General features: G+C 63.6%; 19 protein-coding genes. 10 read left to right on the top strand and 9 right to left on the bottom strand.

Going from position 1 to position 23,035, the window contains the following annotated elements; genetic code table 11:
- Position 1: 1 nt before the first annotated feature.
- Positions 2-400 carry a hypothetical protein gene (locus L2I41_RS11480; RefSeq protein ID WP_237153689.1) on the bottom strand — a complete coding sequence of 133 codons (399 nt, stop codon included), beginning with the start codon at positions 398-400 and terminating at the stop codon, positions 2-4.
- 61 nt (positions 401-461) lie between these two features.
- Positions 462-1,328 (bottom strand): 23S rRNA (adenine(2030)-N(6))-methyltransferase RlmJ, encoded by an 867-nt coding sequence (locus L2I41_RS11475; RefSeq protein WP_237153688.1) that lies wholly within the window; start codon positions 1,326-1,328, stop codon positions 462-464.
- 125 nt (positions 1,329-1,453) lie between these two features.
- Here L2I41_RS11475 and L2I41_RS11470 point away from each other — a divergent pair, with 125 nt between their 5' ends.
- Complete coding sequence (locus tag L2I41_RS11470) at positions 1,454-3,022, top strand: copper resistance CopC/CopD family protein (RefSeq protein WP_237153687.1); 1,569 nt, start codon at positions 1,454-1,456, stop codon at positions 3,020-3,022.
- Between the two features lie 119 nt (positions 3,023-3,141).
- Here L2I41_RS11470 and L2I41_RS11465 read toward each other — a convergent pair whose 3' ends face one another.
- Positions 3,142-5,094 carry a bifunctional 2',3'-cyclic-nucleotide 2'-phosphodiesterase/3'-nucleotidase gene (locus tag L2I41_RS11465; protein WP_237153686.1) on the bottom strand — a complete coding sequence of 651 codons (1,953 nt, stop codon included), beginning with the start codon at positions 5,092-5,094 and terminating at the stop codon, positions 3,142-3,144.
- Positions 5,095-5,367: 273 nt separating this feature from the next.
- On the opposite strand from L2I41_RS11465, the gene L2I41_RS21475 reads away from it, so the two are divergent.
- The 3 genes from L2I41_RS21475 to L2I41_RS11445 all read left to right on the top strand — a co-directional run bounded on the left by L2I41_RS21475 (position 5,368) and on the right by L2I41_RS11445 (position 9,876).
- Complete coding sequence (locus L2I41_RS21475; protein ID WP_255720171.1) at positions 5,368-6,219, top strand: SH3 domain-containing protein; 852 nt, start codon at positions 5,368-5,370, stop codon at positions 6,217-6,219.
- Between the two features lie 148 nt (positions 6,220-6,367).
- Complete coding sequence (uvrB, locus tag L2I41_RS11450; RefSeq protein ID WP_237153685.1) at positions 6,368-9,049, top strand: excinuclease ABC subunit UvrB; 2,682 nt, start codon at positions 6,368-6,370, stop codon at positions 9,047-9,049.
- Positions 9,050-9,051: 2 nt separating this feature from the next.
- Positions 9,052-9,876: an FRG domain-containing protein gene (locus tag L2I41_RS11445; protein WP_237153684.1), complete on the top strand. Its 825-nt coding sequence runs from the start codon at positions 9,052-9,054 to the stop codon at positions 9,874-9,876.
- A gap of 1,332 nt (positions 9,877-11,208) precedes the next feature.
- On the opposite strand, the gene L2I41_RS11440 is transcribed toward L2I41_RS11445, so the two are convergent.
- From L2I41_RS11440 to L2I41_RS11425, 4 genes are all read right to left on the bottom strand, one after another.
- A complete protein-coding gene (locus L2I41_RS11440) occupies positions 11,209-11,523 on the bottom strand; it encodes a HigA family addiction module antitoxin (RefSeq protein WP_237153683.1) in 315 nt (104 codons plus the stop codon).
- Entirely contained in the window at positions 11,495-11,779 is a 285-nt protein-coding gene (locus tag L2I41_RS11435) for a type II toxin-antitoxin system RelE/ParE family toxin (protein WP_237153682.1), read from the bottom strand. The genes L2I41_RS11440 and L2I41_RS11435 overlap by 29 nt, the downstream gene beginning before the upstream one ends.
- Before the next feature lie 66 nt (positions 11,780-11,845).
- On the bottom strand, positions 11,846-13,045 hold the full coding sequence (gene carA / locus L2I41_RS11430; RefSeq protein ID WP_237153681.1) for a glutamine-hydrolyzing carbamoyl-phosphate synthase small subunit: 1,200 nt from the start codon (positions 13,043-13,045) through the stop codon (positions 11,846-11,848).
- 180 nt (positions 13,046-13,225) lie between these two features.
- Positions 13,226-14,038: a class I SAM-dependent methyltransferase gene (locus L2I41_RS11425; protein WP_237153680.1), complete on the bottom strand. Its 813-nt coding sequence runs from the start codon at positions 14,036-14,038 to the stop codon at positions 13,226-13,228.
- A 141-nt stretch (positions 14,039-14,179) separates the two neighbouring features.
- Here L2I41_RS11425 and L2I41_RS11420 point away from each other — a divergent pair, with 141 nt between their 5' ends.
- The 3 genes from L2I41_RS11420 to L2I41_RS11410 are packed head-to-tail and all read left to right on the top strand — an operon-like array spanning position 14,180 to position 17,134.
- A complete protein-coding gene (locus L2I41_RS11420; protein WP_237153679.1) occupies positions 14,180-15,316 on the top strand; it encodes an ABC transporter substrate-binding protein in 1,137 nt (378 codons plus the stop codon).
- 4 nt (positions 15,317-15,320) lie between these two features.
- Entirely contained in the window at positions 15,321-16,385 is a 1,065-nt protein-coding gene (locus tag L2I41_RS11415) for a FecCD family ABC transporter permease (protein WP_237153678.1), read from the top strand.
- On the top strand, positions 16,379-17,134 hold the full coding sequence (locus tag L2I41_RS11410) for an ABC transporter ATP-binding protein (RefSeq protein WP_237153677.1): 756 nt from the start codon (positions 16,379-16,381) through the stop codon (positions 17,132-17,134). Before L2I41_RS11415 ends, L2I41_RS11410 begins: the two co-directional genes overlap by 7 nt.
- Positions 17,135-17,158: 24 nt before the next feature.
- Here the strand turns inward: L2I41_RS11410 and L2I41_RS11405 are convergent, their stop codons facing one another.
- Together L2I41_RS11405 and L2I41_RS11400 are read right to left on the bottom strand one after the other, a co-directional pair.
- Entirely contained in the window at positions 17,159-18,484 is a 1,326-nt protein-coding gene (locus tag L2I41_RS11405) for an ABC transporter ATP-binding protein (RefSeq protein WP_237153676.1), read from the bottom strand.
- A 16-nt stretch (positions 18,485-18,500) separates the two neighbouring features.
- Positions 18,501-20,234, bottom strand: a complete 1,734-nt coding sequence (locus L2I41_RS11400; protein WP_237153675.1) for an ABC transporter permease — start codon at positions 20,232-20,234, stop codon at positions 18,501-18,503.
- 539 nt (positions 20,235-20,773) lie between these two features.
- Here L2I41_RS11400 and ygfZ point away from each other — a divergent pair.
- The 3 genes from ygfZ to L2I41_RS11385 all read left to right on the top strand — a co-directional run bounded on the left by ygfZ (position 20,774) and on the right by L2I41_RS11385 (position 22,871).
- Entirely contained in the window at positions 20,774-21,634 is an 861-nt protein-coding gene (gene ygfZ, locus L2I41_RS11395; RefSeq protein WP_237153674.1) for a CAF17-like 4Fe-4S cluster assembly/insertion protein YgfZ, read from the top strand.
- A 104-nt stretch (positions 21,635-21,738) separates the two neighbouring features.
- On the top strand, positions 21,739-22,359 hold the full coding sequence (locus tag L2I41_RS11390) for an HD domain-containing protein (protein WP_237153673.1): 621 nt from the start codon (positions 21,739-21,741) through the stop codon (positions 22,357-22,359).
- Entirely contained in the window at positions 22,356-22,871 is a 516-nt protein-coding gene (locus tag L2I41_RS11385; RefSeq protein WP_237153672.1) for a tyrosine phosphatase family protein, read from the top strand. Before L2I41_RS11390 ends, L2I41_RS11385 begins: the two co-directional genes overlap by 4 nt.
- Positions 22,872-23,035 lie beyond the last annotated feature (164 nt).

The following is a 23,035-nucleotide window of genomic DNA, read 5'->3' as shown; positions in this document are numbered from 1 at the left end:
CTCACCGGAGCACCCGGCAGTTGGCGTCATAGACGTGATAGGGATCGTGGCCGGCGAGGCAGAACTCCACCCCCCAGCCATAGCCGGCGAAGCCGCTGTCGTTGGAGATCACGTAGTAGAGCGTGCGGCGCTGTCCACCAGCGAGCTCGGCGCGGGCGATGCAATGGCGGTGTTCGACGGCGGAGACGAACTTCGTGCCGGCCGTCGACTGGCTCGGCTGGGCGATGGAGGCGATGACGACGCCATCCTGCCAGGTCGCGTGTTCGGCCCAGGCCTGCTTCTCCTTGATGGAGCCCAGCACGGTCGGATCGTCACAGGCAGGAATCGCAGGATTGCCGTCGGCGGCAACAGCGGGAGCGACCGACAGGGCGAGCAGCAGCAGGGCAGAGAACACGCGCATTGTCTTCACCATCCAGATTCGCAAGATGTTGGCGCGACTCTCTTCCGTTCCTTTGGCGCGGTCAAGCGCCGGACCGATCCGCCTCTTCCACCAGCCAGGTCACCCTTCCGCCCGCACCCGGCCCGTCAGCGAGCAACTCGATGAGCTCGGGCATGATGGCGCGCGTTTCTTCGGCCAGCATGTAGGGCGGGTTGACCACCAGCATGCCGGCTCCCGCGAGCGGGCCGTCGCCGCCGGGCTCGCGGATCCATTGCTCGATGCAGAGCAGGCGTGTGGCGCCGGTATCGGCGGCCTCCGACAGGAAGGCGTCGACCGCGTCCTGATCCTTGATGGGATACCACAGCAGCTGGATACCTGTGGCGAAGCGCCGGCTGGCGTCCTGCATGGCGCGCAGCATGCGCTGGAACTCGCCGGCCTCTTCGAAGGGCGGATCGATCACCACAACCCCGCGTCGCTCGCGCGGGGGCAGTTGGGCGCGGACGGTGACATAGCCGTTTTCGCGGCTGATTTGCACGCGACGGTCAGCGCTGTAGAGGGCGTCGAGCTGTTGGGCGTCCTCGGGATGCAGTTCGTTGAAAAGAAAGCGATCCTGCAGGCGGCCGAGGGTGGTCGCAATCATGGGCGAACCCGGATAGACCAGCAGGTTGTCGTCGCCGTTGGCGGCGCGGATGGCGCCCATCCACGGGCCGAGATAGGCGCGCAGTGGCTCCGACAGATCGCTTTCGAGAATGCGGCCGACGCCATTGCGCCATTCGCCCGTCTTCAAGGCCTCGTCGGAGGCAAGGTCATAGAGACCGATGCCCGAATGGGTGTCGATGACGCGGAAGGCCGCGTCCTTCTTGCAAAGATAGGCGAGGATCCTTGCGAGGACGGCGTGCTTGAGCACATCCGCAAAATTACCGGCGTGGTAGGCGTGGCGATAGTTCATGCATAGGAGCTAACCTGTCGGCGGGCCAGTGTCCAGCGACAGAGGCTTGACCGTCAGCTTTGAGTGGTCGACAGATGCCGTGGTTCAGATATGAAGATGGCATGTGATCGTCGGGGGATGGGGCAATGGTGCAGGCGCGCAAATACGCATTGGTTCTGCTTGCCTTTCTTTGTCTGATGCTGCCGAACGTCGCGTCGGCTCACGCGATCTTGCTGAAGAGCGATCCGCAGGATGGCGCCATGCTCTCCGTACCGCCGGCACGGGTGGTGCTGACATTCAATGAACCCGTGCAGCCCGGCAAGCTGGCTCTGGTGCAGCCCGACGGGACGATCCTGCCACTCGAAGGGCTCACTACCGGCAACGAGGTTGACGTTGAGCTCCCCTCCCTGTCTGCGCAGGGGAGCCGCATCGTCGGCTGGCACGTGGCGTCGGCCGACGGGCACCCGGTGGACGGCACCTTCCGCTTCTCGGTCGGCGCGCCGTCCAACCTCGTGATGCCGGAAACGCTTGAGACCAGCTCGCCGGCCGTTCGGTCGCTGCTCTATGTGACGCGCCTGCTGTTTCAGTTCTCGCTGCTGTTTGGCGTCGGGGGTGCGGTCTTCTGGACCTGGATCCAGGACGGGCCGCAAGACCGTTTCACCGCGATGATCCTGCGCCTGGGCCTGCTGACGCCGCCGCTGATCTACGGCCTGCAAGGCGCAGATCTGGCGGGTCAGGATCTCAGCGCGCTGCTGCTTGCCGAGACCTGGCGCCTGCCGTTCGGCACGCCGATGGCGCAAACGCTGCTGGCGGGGCTTGCCGCACTGGTCTTGGCTTTTGTTTCCGGGCATCTTTGGGAGTGGCGAGGGCGGCTCTTCAGTTTCGTCGCGCTGGTGATGGTCGGCTTTGCCTTCTGCCTGAGTGGTCACGCAGCAACCGCCGAACCGACCTTCCTGACCGTGCCCGCCCTGTTCCTGCATGGGGTCAGTCTCGCTTTCTGGCTCGGCTGCCTGCTGCCCTTGCGGCACGTGCTGACCAGGGGTGGCGAAGAGGGGCGCGAGGAACTGCTGCTGTTCTCGCGGATCATTCCTTTCCCTGTGCTGCTGATCCTTGGCAGCGGCGCGATCCTGATCCGGGCGCAGCTCCCCAGTCTGGCCGACCTCACGTCTACCGATTACGGCCGCTTGCTGCTTCTCAAGCTGACGCTGGTTGGTGTCGTGCTGGTGGCTGCAGCGCTCAATCGCTGGTTCTGGACGCGCGATCCGGAGATGGTCTGGCGTCTGCGCCGGTCGATCTCGGTGGAGATCGCGCTGATCTTCGGCGTCTTGCTGCTGGTTGGCCTCTGGCGCTTCACGCCGCCGCCTCGGGTTCTGGCAGAAGCGGCCAATCAGCCGATCTCCCTGCACATTCACACCCTGCCGGCCATGGCCGACGTGGACATTCTGCCGGGCCGGGCAGGGCCGGTGCACATTCGGGCCTTCCTCGAAACCGGCGAGTTCGAGGCGCTCAATCCCCGAGAGGTTACGGTGATGCTGAAGGCGCCTGACGCCGGGGGAGAGAGTGTCTCGGCCCCGATGCTGCGCGGTGCGGACGGCTATTTCGAAGTCGCCAACATGACCATACCCTCCGGCGGGCGCTGGGTGCTGACCTTCAGCATCGTCATGCCCGACGGAAGTACCCAATCCCTGTCCCAGCCGGTCGAAATCCGCGGCTGAAGGCACCCTTCACCACGTCAGACAAGCTCGCCGGATCGTCTTGCCGCATCGCGCCGGATGTGAAAACGCCGGCCCGACGTCAGTCGGGCCGGCGCATGCTCAGGATGGACGTCCCGCGATCAGGACTGGATCAGCTTGTACTTGCCGAAGCCGTCAGCGGCGTCGCCGTCCTTTTCCACCTTCACACCAGCCGGCACGGTTTCCAGCGTGGCGTTGGGCGAGCAGGGGAAGGTGATGTTGACGGTCTTCGGCAGCGGCGCCAGCGACCAGTTGCCGTCGGCCGCCGGGTTGATGGTCTTGTTGGCGATGATGTAGCGGACGATGACGTCGCGGTTGGTGTCCGGTCCCTGGAAGACGACGGTGGTGCCGTCAGCGCCCGGGAACTTGCCGCCGCCACCGGCGCGGTAGTTGTTGGTCACCACCAGGAACTCCTGCGCCGCATCGACCGGCTTGCCCTGATAGGCGAGATCCTTGATGCGGTTGGCGGTGGCGTCCAGCAGGTTGCCGTCCTTGTCGAACTTGCTCGGCTGCGTCACGTCGATCTTGTAGGTGACGCCGTCCATCACGTCGAAATTATAGGCCGGGAAGGTCTGGTCGATCAGCGGCTGTTCGTCGGTCTTGGCCGGATCGATGCGGTTGAAGATGCCGGCCGAGCGTTCCAGCCAGTCCTTGAGCTGGGCGCCGGTGACCTTCACGATGCGGATGGTATTCGGATAGAGGTAGATGTCCGCCACATTCTTGATGGCGATCGGGCCCTTGGGCACGAAGGTGTAATAGTCCGGGCCCGAGCGTCCGCCCGACTTGAAGGGCGCGGCTGCCGAGAGCATCGGCAGGTCCGGAAGGCCGGCGGCCTTGGCCTGCTGGGCGCCATACCAGAGCTGCGCCTGGCTGACGATCTGCACCGACGGATCGTCGGCGACCAGCGCCCAATAGCTGGAGATGGGCGCGGACGTCTCGCCGACGGGGCGGCGTACATAATCGAGCGTGGCGTCGTGGTCCTTCTGCACGGCAGCCAGAACCGCCGGCACCGGGTCGACCAGCGAGACGATCTTCTTGTCGGGGGTGCGCTCGTAGATGGGACGCGCCTCGACATTGAAGCCCACCGGGCGCCACTTGCCGTTCTCACGGACGAGGTTGAGGTCGATCACGGCGAGATGGCTGCCCCAGAAGCCGGGCATCACCGTGGGAACGCCGTTGAGCGTACCCTTCTCGAGGTCGGCGCCTTCGATGGTGGCGAAGTCCTTGCCCGGGAACACCAGATGCTGGTGGCCGGTGAAGATGGCGTCGATGCCCGGCACCTTGGACAGATGCAGCGCGGCATTTTCCTCGCCGCCGACGCGTTCGCCACCGGCGATGCCCGAATGGCAGAGCGCAACGACGATGTCGGACTTCTCGCGCAGTTCCGGCAGATACTTGTTGGCGGCGTCGACGATGTCGATGGTCGTCACCTTGCCGGCGAGATTGTCCTTGTCCCACTGGACGATCTGCGGCGGCACGAAGCCGATCACGCCGATCTTCAGCGTGTGCTTGATGCCGGCGTCATCGAGGATGGTGGTCTTGAAGACGCGGGTCGGCTCCACCAGCGTCGTGCCGTCGGCCTTGATGGCGTTGGCGCAGACCGAGGGGAAGTTCTGGCCCTTCAGCGCGTGGCCGAGGAAGTCGAGGCCATAGTTGAACTCGTGGTTGCCGAGCGTGCCGCAGAGATAGCCGAGCTCGTTCATGGCGGCGACGATCGGGTGGATCTCACCATCCTTCAGGCCCTTCTCGTAGGCGACATAGTCGCCGAGCGGGCTGCCCTGAATGAGGTCGCCGTTATCGAACAGGATGGCGTTCTTGGCTTCGGCGCGCGCGGCGGCGATCAGGGCCGCGGTCTTGGAAAGACCGACCGTATCGTCGGCCTTGTCGCGATAATAGTCGTAGGGGAAAATGTTCACGTGCAGGTCGCTGGTTGCCATCAAACGGACCGTAAGACCGAGATCGGCGGCGCGCAGCAGCGGCGCAAAGGCGAACAGCGTGGCGGCCGCCACCGTTCCCTTCAGAATGGTTCGGCGGGTGGGAATGGACTTGGACATCGTGAGTCTCCCTTTCAGCGACGTTCGCGGAGTGAAGGCCCATTTGGTGACGAATTCAAGACATGGCCGTCGTCATGGTGTTGAAATTTGATCAATTGATAAAATTTCGTACTGTGGCGTTGCCTGCATCCGGACATGTTTCTGGTGTAAACAGGGAAACAGACAAGATGAACGGTGGATGAACGGCGAATTCAGCTTGGGATCAGGCCGATCGTGCCAATATGCCATTCATCGCAAAGTGCCCCGTCCGATCACGTGGGCAGGAGGATCGAGATGTTCAACACGATTTGGCGGGTTGCGGCTGTTGCCCTGGGGCTGGCGACTGTTCCCGTCGCCGCAGAGGCTGCCTCGCAGGCCTGGGTGACCGGAAATGTGAACCTGCGCACCGGTCCGAGCACCCAGTATTATCCGATCATGGTTCTTCCTGCGGGCTCGCAGGTGCAGGTCTACGGCTGTCTCCAGGGCTATAGCTGGTGCGACGTCAGCTATTATCAGGAGCGTGGCTGGGTTTCCTCGCGCTACCTGTCGCTGTTCTATAACGACCAGCAGACCTACGTGCCCTATCGGCCGCGTGTGACGGTGCCGTTCCTCACCTTCAACTTCGGCTATTGGGACAATTATTACGTTGGTCGTCCCTGGTATACGCATCGGCCGCCGGCGTACAATCCGCCGATCTATCGGCCGCCGGTGTATCGTCCCCCGGTCTATCGCCCGCCGGTCTATCAGGGGCAGCCGGGCAATGCGATGCCGCCCTGCGGCTGGGACAATGATTGCCCCTATACGCAGCAGCGCCCGTGGAGCCACAACAACTCCGGTGGCGGTGGTGGCGGCGGTGGCGTCGTGCAGGGTTGGGGTGGTCCCAGCGGCGGCGGTGACGTGACTGCGCCTCCCCGGCCGCACAAGCCCCGGCCGGAGCCGCAGTTCGATGGCGGCGGCGTGTTCGGCGGCTCGCCCGGCTTCAGTGGCGGCGGCGCACCCTTCAAGCCGCAGAGGCCTTCCAAGCCGCAAGGCGGCGGTGGTGGCGACGACGGCGTGACGCAGGGCGGTGGCGGCGGCGGTGCTGTCGGTATCCCCGGTCAGCAATGCGTCTGGAAGGGCGGCAAGTGCATCGGTCAGGCCCGCTGACGCGTTCTTCAAGATGACTCCCAGGACTGGCCGCTTCGGTTCTCCGCCGAAGCGGCCATTTTCATTGCTGTCAGCAGATGGCATCAGCGACGCCCTGTCTGCCGCCTCGGTGCTTGCCTTTTCGCGCGGGGGTGACGAAACTAGGGACATGGCTCGCAAACCCGCTCCCCCCACATCCGACGATCCCGTCACCGGCTTCTCCGAAGCGCCCCAGACGTCTTTCGAGGGGGCGCCGCTGACCGGCTCCTTCTCCGACTGGCTGAAGGATGTGGCCGGCGCCGACATGGAGGGCGTCACCAAGGTCAGCACGCCGGCGCCCGCCGCGCCGAAGAAGCGCGGCAAGACGGCGGAGCTTGCCACCAAGAAATCCTCGCGCGGCGGTTCGATCGGCGGCTCCACCGATCCGAAGACGCGCGCCGCCGGCGGCCTCAATCCCGTTGCCGGCATGGCCTTGTCGCTGGAAGAGGCCGAGGCGCTGCCCACCGGCGGCGTCACCGCCACGGTCCAGGCGCTGGAGGCGCTGATCCAGAAGGGCCGCGACATCTTCAACGATGGCGAGCCCTGGGTGCCGCATCGGCCCGACCGGCCGCCCAAGTCGGAGGGGGGCATCCCCTTCCGTCTGGATTCGGCCTATACCCCCGCCGGCGACCAGCCCACCGCCATTGCCGATCTGCTGGCCGGGATTTCCCAGGACGAGCAGACCCAGGTGCTGCTCGGCGTCACCGGCTCGGGCAAGACCTTCACGGTCGCCAACATCATCGCCGCCACCAATCGTCCGGCCCTGATCCTCGCCCCCAACAAGACCCTGGCGGCCCAGCTCTATTCGGAGTTCAAGAGCTTCTTCCCCGACAACGCGGTGGAATATTTCGTCTCCTACTACGACTATTTCCAGCCGGAAGCCTACGTGCCGCGCACCGACACCTATATCGAGAAGGAGTCGACCATCAACGAGCAGATCGACCGCATGCGCCATGCGGCCACCCGCTCGCTGCTGGAGCGCGACGACGTGATCATCGTCGCCTCCGTGTCCTGCATCTACGGTATCGGCTCGGTCGAAACCTATACGGCCATGACCTTTTCCCTCGAGGTCGGCCAGCGCATCAACCAGCGCGAACTCCTCGCCGATCTGGTGGCCCTGCAATACAAGCGGCAGGACATGGCCTTTGTGCGCGGCTCCTTCCGGGTGCGCGGCGATGTGGTGGAAATCTTCCCCGCGCACCTGGAGGATCGCGCCTGGCGTCTGTCGCTGTTTGGCGACGAGATCGAGACGATCACCGAGTTCGACCCGCTCACCGGCACCAAGTCCGCCGACCTGAAATTCGTCAAGGTCTACGCCAACTCGCACTATGTGACGCCCAAGCCGACGCTGGCGCAGGCGGTGAAATCCATCAAGACCGAGCTGCGCGCCCGTCTCGAGGAGCTGAACCATCACGGCCGCCTGCTGGAGGCGCAGCGGCTCGAGCAGCGCTGCACCTTCGACATGGAGATGATGGAGGCGACCGGTTCCTGCGCCGGCATCGAGAATTACTCGCGCTATCTGACCGGCCGCGCGCCCGGCGAGCCGCCGCCGACACTGTTCGAATATCTGCCCGACAATGCCATCGTCTTCATCGACGAGAGCCATGTGACCGTGCCGCAGATCGGCGCCATGTACAAAGGCGACTTCCGGCGCAAGGCGACGCTGGCCGAATATGGCTTCCGCCTGCCGTCCTGCATGGACAATCGCCCGCTGCGCTTCGAGGAATGGGATGCCATGCGGCCGCAGACCGTCTGCGTCTCGGCGACCCCGGGCGGTTGGGAGCTGGACCAGTCGGGCGGCGTGTTCGCCGAGCAGGTGATCCGCCCCACCGGCCTCATCGATCCGCCGGTGGAGATCCGTCCGGCCCGCACCCAGGTCGACGATCTGCTGGGCGAGGTGCGCGTCACTGCCGACGCCGGCTATCGCACGCTCTGCACCGTGCTGACCAAGCGCATGGCCGAGGATCTCACCGAGTATCTGCATGAGCATGGCGTGCGCGTGCGCTACATGCACAGCGACATCGACACGCTGGAGCGCATCGAGATCCTGCGCGACCTGCGCCTCGGCGCCTTCGACGTGCTGGTGGGCATCAACCTGCTGCGCGAGGGCCTCGACATCCCCGAATGCGGCCTCGTCGCCATTCTCGACGCCGACAAGGAAGGCTTCCTGCGCTCGGAAACCTCGCTGATCCAGACCATCGGCCGCGCCGCCCGCAACGTGGACGGCAAGGTGATCCTCTACGCCGACAACATGACCGGCTCGATGGAGCGCGCCATCGCCGAGACCAACCGCCGCCGCGAAAAGCAGGTGGCCTACAACACCGAGCACGGCATCACGCCCGAAAGCGTCAAGCGCTCCATCGGCGACGTGCTGTCGTCGGTCTACGAGCAGGATCACGTGCGCGTCGACACCGGCCTTGCCGAGGAAGGCGCCATGGTCGGCCACAATCTCAAGGCCTACATGTCGGATCTGGAAGCGCGCATGCGCAAGGCCGCCGCCGACCTGGAATTCGAGGAAGCCGCCCGCCTGCGCGACGAACTCAAGCGCCTGCAGGCCACGGAACTGGCCATTTCCGACGATCCCATGGCCCGCCAGCGCGACGTGGAAGCCTCCGCCGGCAGCTTCGGCGGCGGCCCGAAATACGGCCGCGCCGGCAACCTGCCGCCGAGCCGGGTCAGGAAGAACTCGCTCGACGAGATGACCGTGGGCCGGACGGAAGTGCCGGTTTCGCCGGGAGAGTTGCCGAAGCGCCCGCCACCAAGCACGGCGGCGGGGACGATCGGGGGGAAGAAGGGGCGGGGGAGAAGGTAAAAATGGAAATTGTCGGCCCCGTTACATGGAGAGAGTATATCGAATTTATTCGGGTGGAGTTGGATTTATTCACTAAGACGAAGAAGGAAGCTGGCCCTTTAGAATACTTCTCTAGCACCCTATTTAGGGGGCAAGCAGATGAGCTTTGGGATCTCGATACATCTCTTGAGCGATTTTTGAGGAGTGAGGGCCTGTCTGGTGAGGGGCTGTTTGATGCTTATTCATATTATGAAATTCTTGATAGTATTATTCCGTCGATAAACTCGTATGTAGATAAGACATTCGATAGAATTATTCTATCTGACCTTGAAATACATGGAAGAATGCAAAGTTTACCCCACTATGAGTTGATGTGCTACGCGCGTCATCATGGTTTCCCCTCCCCTCTTTTAGATTGGACGCAGTCTTTTTATATCGCTGCTTATTTTGCATATTCAAATGCCAAAGCAGAAAGAAATTCGGCCGTTTATATGCTTCGTGAGTGGAACGGAGAGGCTCGAGGGGGGTGGGTTGGTGATCCTTTGATTGTTGGGATGGGGCACTACGTTACGGCTCCAAAGCGCCATTTTGCTCAGCAAAGTGAATATACATATTGTGGAAAATGGGTTGATGAAAAATTGGTTTTTTGCAGTCATGAAGATGCGGACAGGTTGACATCCTCAGAGCAAGTGATGAAGAAAATAATTCTTGATCATCGAAGCCGAGGAGAAGCTTTGAATGAACTGTCAATGATGAATATAAATGATTTTACCCTGTATGGAGACGAAAACTCTCTAATGCGCGCACTGGCATTTGAGAAAATTGTTCGGCGAGGCGTTGGGAGGTAGCTTGGTAAAGCAATCTTTGGCAGAATTTCTGTGACTTATATCCGATTTTGCTCCAATCACCCGTACCAACTTCCCAATCGCAAATCGTGGGTTCGAAAAGCAAACCCTGCAATTCTTCGCGTCCGCTATATCTGCCGCTCCCCCTCCACCTTTCCGCTTGTCATGGTACGCGAAGGCGTACCATCCACGCAGCCATGGCGATAGAGTCCGAAGGTCCGTTTCCTTACGGTGTGCCGTCTCCAAAGCGGCCATCTACATCTTTGCTCTGACAGCATGGATGGTCCGCCTTCGCGGACCATGACGGCACTCGGAGTGTCTGGTGCCGTCTCCACACCAGCGTGTTCCGCCTCCCATCCCCCAAAAAAACTTATCCCCCTCCCACCAACCCGCCCCATAATCCCCCCATCCGCGGCCTGCGGGGAGGTGTCAGGATCCAGCACCGAGCATCTGGTCGGGGACCGGTCCCGCGCCTGCCGACTGGCGGCAGTCCCGGGCGAGCCTGACCTCGGTACCACTGCCTGGCACTAGGACCAGGTGCCCTGAAGCAGGTGGGCGATAGGGGTGTCGGGTGGGTCCAGAGCGACGGAGGCGGCACTGATGGCGATGAGTCACGCAGCCCGTCCTTTCGTAACCGGGACCGCCTGGCTCCGGCCGATGGGCCACCGTCTTTCCCCCGCGCGCTCTCGGGTGTTGCGGCAGACGGTGGTTCGGGAGGTGTCCCCTCGGGGATGCTGACCAAAGCCGGGACAGCCCTGAAGACGTACCGTTTAAAATCGGGGGCGCGAGCTTCCGGACAGGCTTCGTACACACCGGACGGGAGCGCGGGCGACCGCTATCCTACTCCAAACCTTACCGCGGCCCCGCCGCGCTCCCGTCCCCGCATCTCGTGGGGAGAAGAAGATCAAAGCAAAGCTCCGGAGGCCGAGGCCTCGCGGAGGTGACGGTGTTTGTGGGCGCAGAATTCCGGTGACTGCTTGCTCAATTCACGCGCCGTGCGTGGCGGTATTTCTCAGGTCTTTCAATGAATTGGGCTAGCTGTCACCAGGCAATTCGTCCTCGCCTGGACTCCCACCCCGAATTGCCTGGTGACAGCTGTCCGAATTCACCCTGACCGCGCGTGCGAGCCTCCCAAGCACCAGAGGTGAATTCGAAAAGCAGTCACCGCAATTCTTCGCGGCCGTCAGCAGTGATACCCCTCTCTCCCACTCGGCGGGCCTCGCAGTCACTTGCCTGCTCGGCGTTCGGCAAGCCTCACCCCCGCAACGGGGGAGAGGGCCTGTTGGTGGTTCAGGCAGACCTTATGAAGGCTGAGCCGCTGGCTCGACCCGTCGTTCAGGCGGCGCGGGGTTCGATGCGGTCGAGGTCGGCGCCAATCTGGCGGCGTCGTTCCATCAGGTCATAGTCCGCCTGCAGGCCCAGGAAGAAGCCTTCCGAGAGGCCGAAATAGCGGGCGAGGCGAAGGTCGGTATCGGCGGTCACGGCGCGCTTGCCAAGCACGATCTCGTTGATGCGCCGTGGCGGCACGTGAATGGCGCGGGCGAGGGCGTTCTGGCTCAGGCCAAGCGGGGTCAGAAACTCTTCCGCGAGAATGTCTCCCGGCGTCGGGTTTGGCAGGAGTTCAGTCATGATAGTCGACGATTTCGACATCGGTCGGTCCCCCGTCTTGCCAGAGGAAGCAGATACGCCACTGGTCGTTGATGCGGATCGAGTGCTGGCCGGCTCGGTCGCCTTTCAGCAACTCCAGCCGATTGCCCGGCGGCACGCGCAGGTCGGCCAGGATTCTCGCCTGATTGAGCATGCGGAGCTTGCGCAGGGCAATGACCTGGATATCGGCCGGCAGCTTGCGGCTGCGCAGGCCCTGCCAAATCAGACGTGCCTCGGGATCGGCAAAGCCATGAATCATGATCCCTTATAACGCATGGCGTCATAGGGATCAATCCGGCTTGGGGGCTAGCTCAGGTGGGGCGTCTCACACCCGCTCGGCTACCTTGGCCTCGCCCTTCTTCTCGCGGATCAGGTTGACGAAGCGCGTGAAGAGATAGTGGCTGTCCTGCGGGCCGGGCGAGGCTTCGGGGTGATATTGCACCGAGAAGGCCGGCTTGTCCTTCAGGCGCAGGCCGCAGTTGGAGCTGTCGAAGAGCGAGACGTGGGTCTGTTCGACGTTGTCGGGCAGGCTCGCCGGGTCGACGGCGAAGCCGTGGTTCATGGAGGTGATTTCCACCTTGCCGGTGGTGAAATCCTTCACCGGATGGTTGGCGCCGTGGTGACCCTGGTGCATCTTCATGGTGGTGCCGCCGACGGCGAGACCCATCATCTGATGGCCGAGGCAGATGCCGAAGGTGGGGATGCCCGCCTCGATCACTGCCTTGATGGTGGCGACGGAATACTCGCCGGTGGCGGCCGGGTCGCCGGGGCCGTTGGAGAGGAAGACGCCGTCGGGATTGTGGGCGAAGACCTCGTCGGCGGTGGCGTTGGCCGGCAGCACGACGACGTCGCAGCCCTGGTCGGCGAGCAGGCGCAGGATGTTGCGCTTCACGCCGAAGTCGATGGCGACGACCTTGTATTTCGGGGCGTCCTGCGTGGTGTAGCCGGCGTCCAGCGTCCAGGTCTTCTCGGTCCAGCCATAGCTCTGGCCGGCGGTCACCACCTTGGCCAGGTCGAGGCCGACGAGGCCGCTCCAGGCGGCGGCTTTGGCCTTCAGCGCCGGCAGGTCGAAGACGCCGTCGGGATTGTGGGCGATCACCGCGTTGGGCATGCCCTTCTCGCGGATCAGTACGGTCAGCGCCCGGGTGTCGACGCCGGTGATGCCGATGATGCCGCGGGCAGCGAGCCAGTCGTTGAAATGCCTGGCGGCGCGCCAGTTGGAGGGATCGGTCACCTCGTCCTTCAGCACCACGCCGCGGACGGCGGTGTCGGCGGCCATGTTGACGGTCTCGATGTCCTCGTCGTTGACGCCGACATTGCCGATATGCGGGAAGGTGAAGGTGACGATCTGGCCGGCGTAGGACGGATCGGTGAGGATTTCCTCATAACCGGTCATCGCTGTGTTGAAGCAGACTTCCGCCACCGCCTCGCCTCGGGCGCCGATGCCGAAGCCCTCGATCACGGTGCCGTCGGCGAGAACGAGGACGGCGGTCGGGGTGGGCTCAAGCCAGGCGGCGGAGGTCATCGGCGTCTCCTTCGGGAAGCGTCCGGCACGGGGGCGTGCCAAAGGCTGCGGAGCGCGGCAAGCGCCCGCAGGCTGGCGGGTTCATAGGCGATGAGGGCGATGAGGTCAATGCGGTGGCTGAGGCAAGCTCACACATTCCCAGTGGTCCGACCGAGACATTTGGAATTCAGATGTCATGCCTTATCCACCAGGCTTTCTGACGCAGATCGCGTAGCGGTGCTGCGTGGCGCGTTCGAGGCTCTTGAGCAAACCGAAGTTGGCCGCCTGCGCCTTGTGAATGGCGCGGAAGTCGGTGTCGAGCGCAACCGGTTCGAAGCCGGCCCTTTCGAGGAGCGACAGGACGGCATCGGCTCTGGCCCCTTGCGAGAAATGCACCCGCGACAGGATCGAGCGATGGGTCACGGCCATGGTGGCCGATACGGGGCCGTGATTGTCTTTCCTGGACAAGCCCAAACGGGCCATCTGGGTGCTGATCCAGCCCGCCAGCCGCTGCAAGGGCGTCCGGCCGACAAAGTCGCCGTCCACGATGAGCAACTGTCCCCCTGGCTTCAGGACGCGGTACCATTCGGCAAAGGCGGCTGCGGGGTTGACGAGGGTCCAGACCAGGTGGCGGTTGGTGATCACGTCATAGTGGTCGTCGGGTTCCATGGTGCGCTCGGCGTCACCCATCAGGAAGTGGATGCTGCGGCCACGGCTGCGCGCCTTGGCGCGGGCGCGATCCAGCATCGGCTCGGCCCAGTCCATGCCGGTGACGGTAAAGCCGAGGTCGTCGAGCAGGTGGGAGACGACGCCGGTGCCGGAGGCGAGATCGAGGGCGCGCCGTCCTTGGCCGTCGCCGAGATGGCGGCGGAGCAGCCTCTGCCAGGCGGTGCGTTCGGTGTCCGAAAAGATCTCGTGGCCGGGCTGGCTGTCGAAGGTGGCGGCTCGCTCTGACCAATAGGCCTTGATCTCCTCGCGCAGGTCGTAGTTGGACGTATGCGTCAAATTTTCCATGTTTTTCAGCTGCCTATCCGATCTCTGGAACGGTTCCAAAAGATAATTCTTGACTACAAAACTCATAATATATAGCCGATAAGGTGACTGCAATACTCAAGTTTACGAGTGTGCAAGATCCATTGCAGGAGACTGGAAATCATGCGTCACACAGCGCTGGTGGCTTCCGCCGCCACCCTCATGCTCGCCCTTTTCTCGGGCGCCGCGCTTGCCGAAAAGGTCAAGATCACCGACATCGCCGGTCGCGAAGTGGAGGTGAACGTGCCCGTTCAGCACGTGATTCTCGGTGAGGGACGGCAGATCTATTTCACCGCAGCCCTCGATAGCGAGAACCCCTTTGCCCGTGTCGTCGGCTGGCGCGACGACTTCAAGAAGGCCGATCTCGACGGGTACAACGAGTATCTGGAAAAGTTTCCCCAGATGGACAAGCTGCCGACCTTCGGCGGCATGAAGGACGGCACCTTCGACATCGAGCAGGCCGTGACGCTGAAGCCCGACGTCATCATCATGAACATCGACGCCAAGACGGCGACGCAGGAAAGCGGCTATATCGAGAAGCTCGCCAAGGTCGGCATTCCGCTCGTCTATGTGGACTTCCGCGAAAAGGCCCTGGAGAATACCGAGCCCTCCATGCGTCTGATCGGCAAGCTCTACGGCAAGGAGCAGCGGGCCGAGGATTTCATCAAGTTCCGCGCCGCCGAGATGGCGCGCGTCACCGACGTGCTGGCCAAGCATCCGGAAGTGGCCAAGCCGCTTGTGTTCATGGAGCGCGCCGGCGGCTATTCCGACGATTGCTGCATGTCCTTCGGCTCGGAGAATTTCGGCAAGATGGTCGAGCTGGCCGGTGGCACCAACATGGCCAAGGACATCATCCCCGGCACCTTCGGCACGGTGAACCCCGAGCAGATCATCGCCTCCAACCCCGATCAGGTGATCGTCACCGGGGCCAACTGGGAGCTCTATGTGCCCGGCGGCAAGTGGGTCGGCCTCGGGGCCGGAGCCGATTCGGCCAAGGCACGGGAAAAGCTCGCCGGACTGATGCAGCGACCGGCCTTCACCGGCATCAAGGCGGTCAAGGACAACAATGTCCACGCCATCTGGCACCAGTTCTACAACAATCCCTATCAATTCGTGGCCGTTCAGCAGATCGCCAAGTGGCTGCATCCCGATCTCTTCAAGGATCTTGACCCGGATGCCACCTTCCGCGAGCTGCATGAGCGCTTCCTGCCGGTGGCCTATCGTCCCGGTTACTTCGTCTCCCTGAACGCGGGGCTGTGAGCCGATGGCCGTGACCGGTAGCCTTCCGGCCGAAGCGGGGCGCGTGCACTATCGCGCCCTTGCCACCCGCCGGATCCTGATCCTTTGCGTGCTTGTGGTCCTGTTGTGCCTGTCGGTTGCCCTCGACATGGCGCTTGGCCCGGCCCGCTACAGCCTTGGCGAGGTGGTCGCCGCCCTCTGGACCCCCGATCTGGTCGGCGAGCAACTGCGTGTGGTGATCTGGGACATCCGACTGCCGGTGGCCCTGATAGCCTTGACTGTCGGTGCATCGCTGTCACTGGCAGGTGCGGAGATGCAGACCATTCTCGCCAACCCACTCGCCAGCCCGTTCACGCTTGGCGTCTCCGCCGCTGCCGGCTTCGGCGCGGCGCTCGGGCTGGTGGGGGGCGTGGCGCTCCTGCCGGGCGCAGTTGAGTACATGATCCCGGTGAACGCCTTCGTCATGGCGATGCTGGCGTCGCTGTTGATCTACGGCGTATCGACGCTGCGCGGTGTCACGTCCGAGACCATCGTGCTGCTCGGCATTGCCATGGTGTTCACCTTCAATGCCTTGCTGTCGCTCCTGGAATATCTCGCCTCCGAACAGGCGCTGGCCGCCGTGGTCTTCTGGACCATGGGATCGCTCACCAAGGCCACATGGCCGAAGGTTTGGATCACGGCCGCAGTCCTGGTCCTTTCGGTGCCACTGCTTGCCCGCAGAGCCTGGCAACTGACGGCCCTGCGCCTCGGGGACGACAAGGCGGCGAGTTTCGGTGTCGATATCCGGCGCATCCGGCTCGAGGTCCTGCTGCTGGTGTCGCTGCTTGCGGCCATCCCGGTGTCCTTCGTCGGAACCATCGGCTTCGTCGGTCTGGTCGGCCCGCATATTGCCCGCATGCTGCTCGGTGAGGATCAGCGCTTCTTCCTCCCCGGATCGATCCTGTGCGGTGCGCTGATGCTGTCGGCGACCTCGGTGGTCAGCAAGATGATCATCCCCGGCGCCATCCTGCCGATCGGCGTGATTACCTCGCTTGTTGGTCTTCCCTTCTTCTTTGCCCTCATCTTCACCCACAGGAGACGCACATGGTAGCCCTTGCCCTCAACGCCATCGGCGCCCGTTACGGTAGCCGCGCCATCTTCTCCGACATTTCCGTCGACATGATCACCGGTGGAACGCTGACCGCGCTGATCGGCCCCAACGCGGCCGGCAAGTCGACGCTGTTCAAGCGCATCGCCGGTCTGGTGAAGGGGGCGGGCACCGTTACTGTGGACGCTCCGCGCCGGGGCGAAGATGCCATCTGCTACATGCCGCAGGATACCGGCGCCAATGCCGTTCTGACGGTCTACGAGTCGGTGCTGCTTGCCTCCCGCTCCGGCGGCAGCTGGCTGGTCAAGGAGGGCGATCTCGTCCACATCGACAGCATCCTGGAGGCGCTGCGCATCACGCCGCTCGCTTTCCGCAATCTGTGTGAACTGTCGGGCGGACAGCGGCAGCTCGTGTCGATTGCCCAGGCGCTGGCCCGGCGGCCGGAGATCCTGCTGATGGACGAGCCGACGTCGGCGCTCGATCTGCATCGCCAGATCGAGGTGCTGCACCTGATGCGCGATCTCGCCCGGCGCGACGACATGGCAGTCGTCATCGCCCTGCATGACCTCAATCACGCGCTTCGCTACTGCGAACGTACGCTGGTGATCGCCGATGGCCGGCTGGTAGCCGCGGGGCCGTCGGAGGACGTTATCACCCCGGCGCTGCTGCGTGATATCTATAAGGTCGATGCCCGCATCGAGTGCTGCTCACAGGGCAAGCCGCTGATCGTGGTCGACGGCGCGATCCTCTGAAGGGTCCGCGCCGCCGCCCCGCTGTCACTGCGGGTTTTCGAGGCTGAACATTTCCGCTGCGTCGTCATAGGCGAAGAGTTCGGCGTAGCGGGCCCAGGAGACGACGGCCTTGAGGGTCTCGTCGGCATAGTCCTCGGACATGTAGTCCTCGAGTTCCTGGCGGAAGCGCGCCGCGGGAGCGGCGTGCGAGGGCCGTTCGTCGAGGACACGGCGGATGACGCCGACGATCGGCACATGCGCCAGTAGGTGCTGGGCGAACAAGGTCTTGCGCTCGTCGGTGCCCATCTCGGTGAAGGCCTTGCCGGCGTCGCTCAACAGCAGGTCGCCCTCGCTCAGGCTGGCAAAGCGCAAGAGCTGCAAGGCCTCGGCCAGATGGAACAGCTCGTCGGCCTCCATCTGCAGCTTGTCGGCCAGGACGGGCAGGTCGGCGCGACCATGGAAGGGCTCGCCGGCCAGAGCTTCGATGAGACCGGACATCTCGTTGGTCGAGATGTGGTTCAGCACCATGCCGACGCCGGTGCCGGGGATGCCGGTAGGGATCGCCATCTTGCCGGCGTCTCGCTGCGTCATCCGGGCGTAGATGCTGTCGACCAGAGCGCGGAAGGCCGGGTCGAGGCGATTGCGCGGATGTGGCAGTCCGACCTGGATCTCCGAGGCGATGCGTCCGGGATTGGACGAAAACACCAGAATGCGGTCGCACATCAGCACCGCCTCCTCGATGTTGTGCGTGACGATCAGCACCGATTTCATGGGCAGCCGGCCTTCGATCCACAGATCGATGATGTCGGTTCGCAGCGTCTCCGCGGTCAGCACATCAAGGGCAGAAAAGGGCTCGTCCATGAGCAACAGGTCGGGATGGACCACCAGGGCGCGGGCAAAGCCGACGCGCTGGCGCATGCCGCCCGACAGTTCCTTGGGATAGGCGTTCTCGAAGCCGTCGAGGCCGATCAGGTCGATGGCGGCCAGCGCTCGCCGGCGCCGTTCGGCGGTCTCGACGCCGAGCGCTTCAAGGCCGAGCTCGACGTTCTGCAGCACCGTCAGCCAGGGAAACAGCGCGAAGGACTGGAACACCATGGCAAGTCCTTCAGGTGGGCCGGAGATCGGTTGCCCCTTGAACAGCGCGGCGCCGGACGACGTTGCGGACAGGCCGGCGATAATGCGCAGCAGCGTCGACTTGCCTGAACCGGAGCGACCGAGCAGACCGATGATCTCGCCTGAGCGGATCGTCAGGTTCACCTTTTCGAGGACGGTGAGGTCCTCGCCATTGGCCTTGGGAAAAACGCGGCTGACATCGGTGATTTCGACGAGGGGCGCCGAGGTCTGGGCGGCGGGGGAAAGAATGGCAGTCATTGGAGCCTCCCGAGGATCAGGAAATGCGCAGCCGGCGCTCGGCAAAGCCGTAGAGCGGGCGCCAGACGAGGCGGTTGGTCAGGGTGACGAAGATGGACATGACGGCAATCCCCAGCACCACGCGGGGAAAGTCGCCGGCCGCCGTGGCAGCGGCGATATAGGAGCCAAGACCGGTGGCCGTCAGCGAATGGTTGCCCCAGCTTGCAGCTTCCGCGACGATGGAAGCATTCCACGAGCCGCCGGATGCGGTGATCGCGCCGGTGACGTAATAGGGAAAGACGCCGGGCAGCATCACGGTCTTCCACCAGCGCCATCCCTTGAGATGCAGGCTGGCGGCGGCTTCCTTGAGGTCGGAGGGGAAGGCCGTGGTGCCGGCGATGACGTTGAACAGGATGTACCACTGCGTTCCCAGGATCATCAGCGGGCTGAGCCAGATGTTCGGATCGAGCTTGGCATGGACGATCAGCATGACGGCGGCCGGGAAGGCAATGTTCGCCGGGAAGGCGGCCAGGAACTGAGCCAGCGGCTGCACCTTTTGGGCGATGCGCGGCCGCAGTCCTACCCAGACGCCGATGGGAACCCAGACGAGGCTGGCGATGGCAATCAGGACGGACACGCGCAACAGCGTGAGAAGCCCCTTGCCGAAGGCTTCCGCCACGTCCGACAGGCCCAGGTTGGCGCCGACAAACCGGACGATCTCGCTGCCAATCCAGACGGTGGCAACCACCAGGATCACCCGCCAGGCCCCATCCACCAGTTGCTCGGGGAGGGCGAGCCGCAGTGCAGGGCGCGGCAGGCGCGGCAAAGGCAAGGACAGCCGGCCGATGGCCCGAAGGCCGTTGGACGCAAAGAGCGTCACGGCCCGCAGGGCACGGGTGCGGCGAAACAGGTCGAGCACCCAGGAGTCTGGCGCTTCGCCCGACGCCGTCTGCTCGACGCGGAACTTGTCGGCCCAGGCGACGATCGGGCGGAACAGCAACTGATCGTAGGCAATGATGATGACCAGCATCGACAATACTGCCCAGCCGATGGCGGCGAGGTTCTGCTGGTCGATCGCCGTGGCCACATAGGAGCCTATGCCGGGCAGAACGACGGAGGTGTCCCCGACCGTGATGGCCTCGGACGCCACCACGAAGAACCAGCCGCCGGACATGGACATCATGGCGTTCCATACGAGTCCGGGCATGGCGAAGGGAACGTCGAGATGCCAGAAGCGCTGCCACCAGGACAGGTGAAAGCTCGACGACACCTCTTCGAGATCCTTGGGCAGGCTGCGCAGCGACTGATACATGGAGAAGGTCATGTTCCAGGCCTGGCTGGTGAAGATGGCGAAAACGCTGGCCAGTTCCGCCCCCAGCACCCGGCCGGGGAACAAGCCCATGAAGAACACCACCGTGAAGGTGAGAAAGCCGAGGATGGGGACGGACTGCAGCACGTCCAGCAGCGGGATCAGCACCATTTCAGCGCGCCGGCTCTTTGCGGCCAGCGTTGCATAGACGAAGGTGAAGACCAGCGACCAGACCATGGCCGTCAGCATCCGCAACGTGGTGCGGAGGGCATATTGCGGCAACAGCCAGGGATCGAGGCTGATCGTCCTGGTGGGCAGCGTGGCCAGTGGGGCATCGGCCTGATCGACGCCATAGGCGATCAGCACCAGAAGGCCGGTCACCAGAACCAGGGCGGCAACGTCAAAGATGTTGGGAACGAGGCGACGGCCGACGCCGCCAGGCGTAACCTTGTGGAAGACCATGGGCCAACTCGCGGACTGAATGTGATCGATTGGCGGCCTCGGGCTTCAACGAGCTCGGCAGACCGCACGATTTCGGCAGGAGGCGAAGGATCAACACTCAGGTCTTCGAACCGGCGGGACAACGCTGCGGACACGGATGCCAACGGCCTCGGCAAACGCCGGGCCTGCGGACGGGCAGGGGGAGTTTCTATCGATCATCAGGGCTTGTCCTTGGCGCGATGGCACCAGCGGCAAGCCGTGGGACAGCTTACCTATCGGCGCCTTCGGCGGGTTTGCGACTAGGTCGACTGTGACTGTCCATTGTCTTTCAGTGGGTTGGGGCGGCGGCTTTGGCCGGCGCGAGATCCCCAATGATCTCATGTGCTGTCATTGTCAATATTGCCGGTGAGACTTGTCGCAGATGTGAACATGCCCCGATCCACGCTGCGATCTGTGGCTGGCCAGCCCTCTCAGTGGCCTCGAGCGTGGGCGTTTCAAACCCTTGTCTGTTGCTCCTCGGCTCTCTACCTTTCGGCAACGAACAATTTGGTGGAACCCACATGGCCATTTCACTTGCCCGACTGACTTCCCGTGTGATCCTGTCTGTGACCGGACCCGAGGCGGAAGACTATCTGCAGCGGATGATCACGCAGAAGACCGACGTCGCCACGGCCGAAAGCGCGGGCTATGGCGCGCTGCTCACCCCACAGGGCAAGGTGATCTCGGACTTTCTGTTTGTGCGCGTCGACGGCGGATTTCTGCTTGATGCACCGGTTGGTGCGGCAGGGGATCTCCTGAAGCGACTCACCATGTTTCGGCTGAGGGCGCAGGTGGAGCTGGCCGATGTCAGTGAGGCCATGGCCGTTCATGTGCTGCTCGACGGTGCCGGTCCAACCGGCCCGGGCACCTTGGCACGCGACCCTCGGCATCCCGAGCTCGGGCAGCGCTTCTATGCGTCCACAACGGCAGTGCCCTCGGATGCTGACGGCGAAGCCGCCTATCACGCCCGGCGCGTGGTGCTTGGCGTTCCCGAACTCGGCTTCGATGTCGTTGCGGGCGATTGCTTCCCGCATGACCTGGCCATGGACGATCTGTCGGGGGTTTCCTTCACCAAGGGCTGCTTCGTCGGTCAGGAAGTGGTCAGCCGCATGAAGCATCGCGGAACGGCCCGTCGTCGTCCGGTGAGGCTTGTCGGCACTGCGCCGCTATCGCGGGGCAGCGATGTTCTGGCCGCCGGTCGCAGTCTCGGATCGGTCGGCACGGTCGCCGGTCGGGAGGGGCTCGCAATCCTGCGCCTCGACAAGATCAAGGCGGCGATCGATGCCGGCGGCAGCGTGACTGTGGGTGACGTGCCGGTTCACGTTGAACTTCCCGCCTGGGCCCATTACGGCTGGCCGGAGGCCGCCGCTGGCGATGAGTGATGCTGTCAGTGTTGGGCAGCACGACGCGCTAGACATCGGCACCGGCCCGGTTCCCTGCAGGACCGGTCGCCGTTTCGTGACTTGAATGGGCATCAGGATTTTTCATGGCAGACAAAGCCGGCTCACCGCCCCGTGCCTGGCAGCGCATGCTGTCCGGGCGGCGGCTCGATCTCATCGATCCCTCGCCGCTGGACGTGGAGATCGCCGACATTGCGCATGGTCTTGCCCGCGTCGCCCGCTGGAACGGGCAGACGGTCGGCGACCATGCCTTCTCGGTGGCGCAGCATTGCCTGGTGGTCGAGGATATCGCCGGCCTGATCGAGCCGACGCTCACGCCGGCCCAGCGCCTCGTGGTGTTGCTGCATGACGGGCCGGAGTATGTCATCGGCGACATGATCTCGCCCTTCAAGTCGGTGATGGGCGGCGACTACAAGGTGATCGAGAGGCGCCTTGAAGACGCGATCCATCGTCGGTTCGGGATCGCCAAGTTTGCAACGGCCTACCTGCACAAGCTGACCAAGAAGGCCGACATCCTCTGCGCCTATTTCGAAGCAGTGGAGCTTGCGGGATTCACGGCGGAGGAGGCCAAGAAGATATTCGGCGTTCCCAAGGGGGTCGGGCGGCAGACTCCGGAGGGTCCCCGGCTCGGACTCGTGCCCTGGTCGACAATCGAGGCCGAAGACAAGTTTCTGAAAAGATTTGCTGAATTGGAGTGTCTGCTATGATCCACGTCTGCTCGCTCGCCAAGCTCGAGGAAACCGTTGAGCGGGTCGGGGCCCGGCATGTGGTGACGCTGGTCAATGCCGGCACGCCCATGCGTCTGCCCAATGCCATCAGTCACAACAATCACCTGTTCCTGGCGATGAATGACATTGTCGATCCCCTTTCGGGCATGACCTTGCCGGGCGAGCAGCATGTCGTGCAGCTGCTTGAGTGGATCAAGGATTGGGACCGGCAGACGCCGCTGGTGGTGCATTGCTTTGCCGGGATCTCTCGCTCGACGGCGGCCGCCTATACGCTGGCGCTGCATCTCGATCCGACGCGCGATGAAGTGGAGCTGGCACAGACGCTGCGCACGCGATCACCCTCGGCCACGCCGAACCGGCGCATCATCGAGATCGCCGATCATCTGCTGGGCCGATCCGGTCGTATGGTCGCTGCCATCGATGCCATCGGGCGCGGCGAAGACGCGTTCGAAGGGGTTCCCTTCCATCTGGAAGTACCGGCGAAAAGCTGAGCCGCCATGGCGGATTAGCCGATTGCGCCGAACCGACGGATGCCGGCGCGGAATTCATCAAAAGTTCTCGCTGCACCGCAACAACTGAATCGCCGCGGTTTGTTTCCGTGCTATAACCACCCTGATTTGGTGGCTGACTTGTTCCCGACTCATCGGGAGGCGCA

Source organism: Oryzibacter oryziterrae, assembly GCF_021864535.1.
GTDB lineage: Bacteria > Pseudomonadota > Alphaproteobacteria > Rhizobiales > Pleomorphomonadaceae > Pleomorphomonas > Pleomorphomonas oryziterrae.
Note: the sequence above shows the minus strand (reverse complement) of the source record. Positions and strands in the feature narration are given on the sequence as shown.

What these genes read in the sequence shown, in the direction of transcription:
- L2I41_RS11475 (WP_237153688.1), bottom strand. Translation starts at nt 1,328, where the DNA reads ATGAACTATCGCCACGCCTACCACGCCGGTAATTTTGCGGATGTGCTC.
- L2I41_RS11405 (WP_237153676.1), bottom strand. Translation starts at nt 18,484, where the DNA reads ATGACTGCCATTCTTTCCCCCGCCGCCCAGACCTCGGCGCCCCTCGTC.
- L2I41_RS11400 (WP_237153675.1), bottom strand. Translation starts at nt 20,234, where the DNA reads ATGGTCTTCCACAAGGTTACGCCTGGCGGCGTCGGCCGTCGCCTCGTT.
- carA (WP_237153681.1), bottom strand. Translation starts at nt 13,045, where the DNA reads ATGACCTCCGCCGCCTGGCTTGAGCCCACCCCGACCGCCGTCCTCGTT.
- ygfZ (WP_237153674.1), top strand. Translation starts at nt 20,774, where the DNA reads ATGGCCATTTCACTTGCCCGACTGACTTCCCGTGTGATCCTGTCTGTG.
- L2I41_RS11415 (WP_237153678.1), top strand. Translation starts at nt 15,321, where the DNA reads ATGGCCGTGACCGGTAGCCTTCCGGCCGAAGCGGGGCGCGTGCACTAT.
- uvrB (WP_237153685.1), top strand. Translation starts at nt 6,368, where the DNA reads ATGGCTCGCAAACCCGCTCCCCCCACATCCGACGATCCCGTCACCGGC.
- L2I41_RS11385 (WP_237153672.1), top strand. Translation starts at nt 22,356, where the DNA reads ATGATCCACGTCTGCTCGCTCGCCAAGCTCGAGGAAACCGTTGAGCGG.
- L2I41_RS11420 (WP_237153679.1), top strand. Translation starts at nt 14,180, where the DNA reads ATGCGTCACACAGCGCTGGTGGCTTCCGCCGCCACCCTCATGCTCGCC.
- L2I41_RS11435 (WP_237153682.1), bottom strand. Translation starts at nt 11,779, where the DNA reads ATGATTCATGGCTTTGCCGATCCCGAGGCACGTCTGATTTGGCAGGGC.
- L2I41_RS11445 (WP_237153684.1), top strand. Translation starts at nt 9,052, where the DNA reads ATGGAAATTGTCGGCCCCGTTACATGGAGAGAGTATATCGAATTTATT.
- L2I41_RS11465 (WP_237153686.1), bottom strand. Translation starts at nt 5,094, where the DNA reads ATGTCCAAGTCCATTCCCACCCGCCGAACCATTCTGAAGGGAACGGTG.
- L2I41_RS21475 (WP_255720171.1), top strand. Translation starts at nt 5,368, where the DNA reads ATGTTCAACACGATTTGGCGGGTTGCGGCTGTTGCCCTGGGGCTGGCG.
- L2I41_RS11410 (WP_237153677.1), top strand. Translation starts at nt 16,379, where the DNA reads ATGGTAGCCCTTGCCCTCAACGCCATCGGCGCCCGTTACGGTAGCCGC.
- L2I41_RS11480 (WP_237153689.1), bottom strand. Translation starts at nt 400, where the DNA reads ATGCGCGTGTTCTCTGCCCTGCTGCTGCTCGCCCTGTCGGTCGCTCCC.
- L2I41_RS11425 (WP_237153680.1), bottom strand. Translation starts at nt 14,038, where the DNA reads ATGGAAAATTTGACGCATACGTCCAACTACGACCTGCGCGAGGAGATC.
- L2I41_RS11470 (WP_237153687.1), top strand. Translation starts at nt 1,454, where the DNA reads ATGGTGCAGGCGCGCAAATACGCATTGGTTCTGCTTGCCTTTCTTTGT.
- L2I41_RS11440 (WP_237153683.1), bottom strand. Translation starts at nt 11,523, where the DNA reads ATGTCGAAATCGTCGACTATCATGACTGAACTCCTGCCAAACCCGACG.
- L2I41_RS11390 (WP_237153673.1), top strand. Translation starts at nt 21,739, where the DNA reads ATGGCAGACAAAGCCGGCTCACCGCCCCGTGCCTGGCAGCGCATGCTG.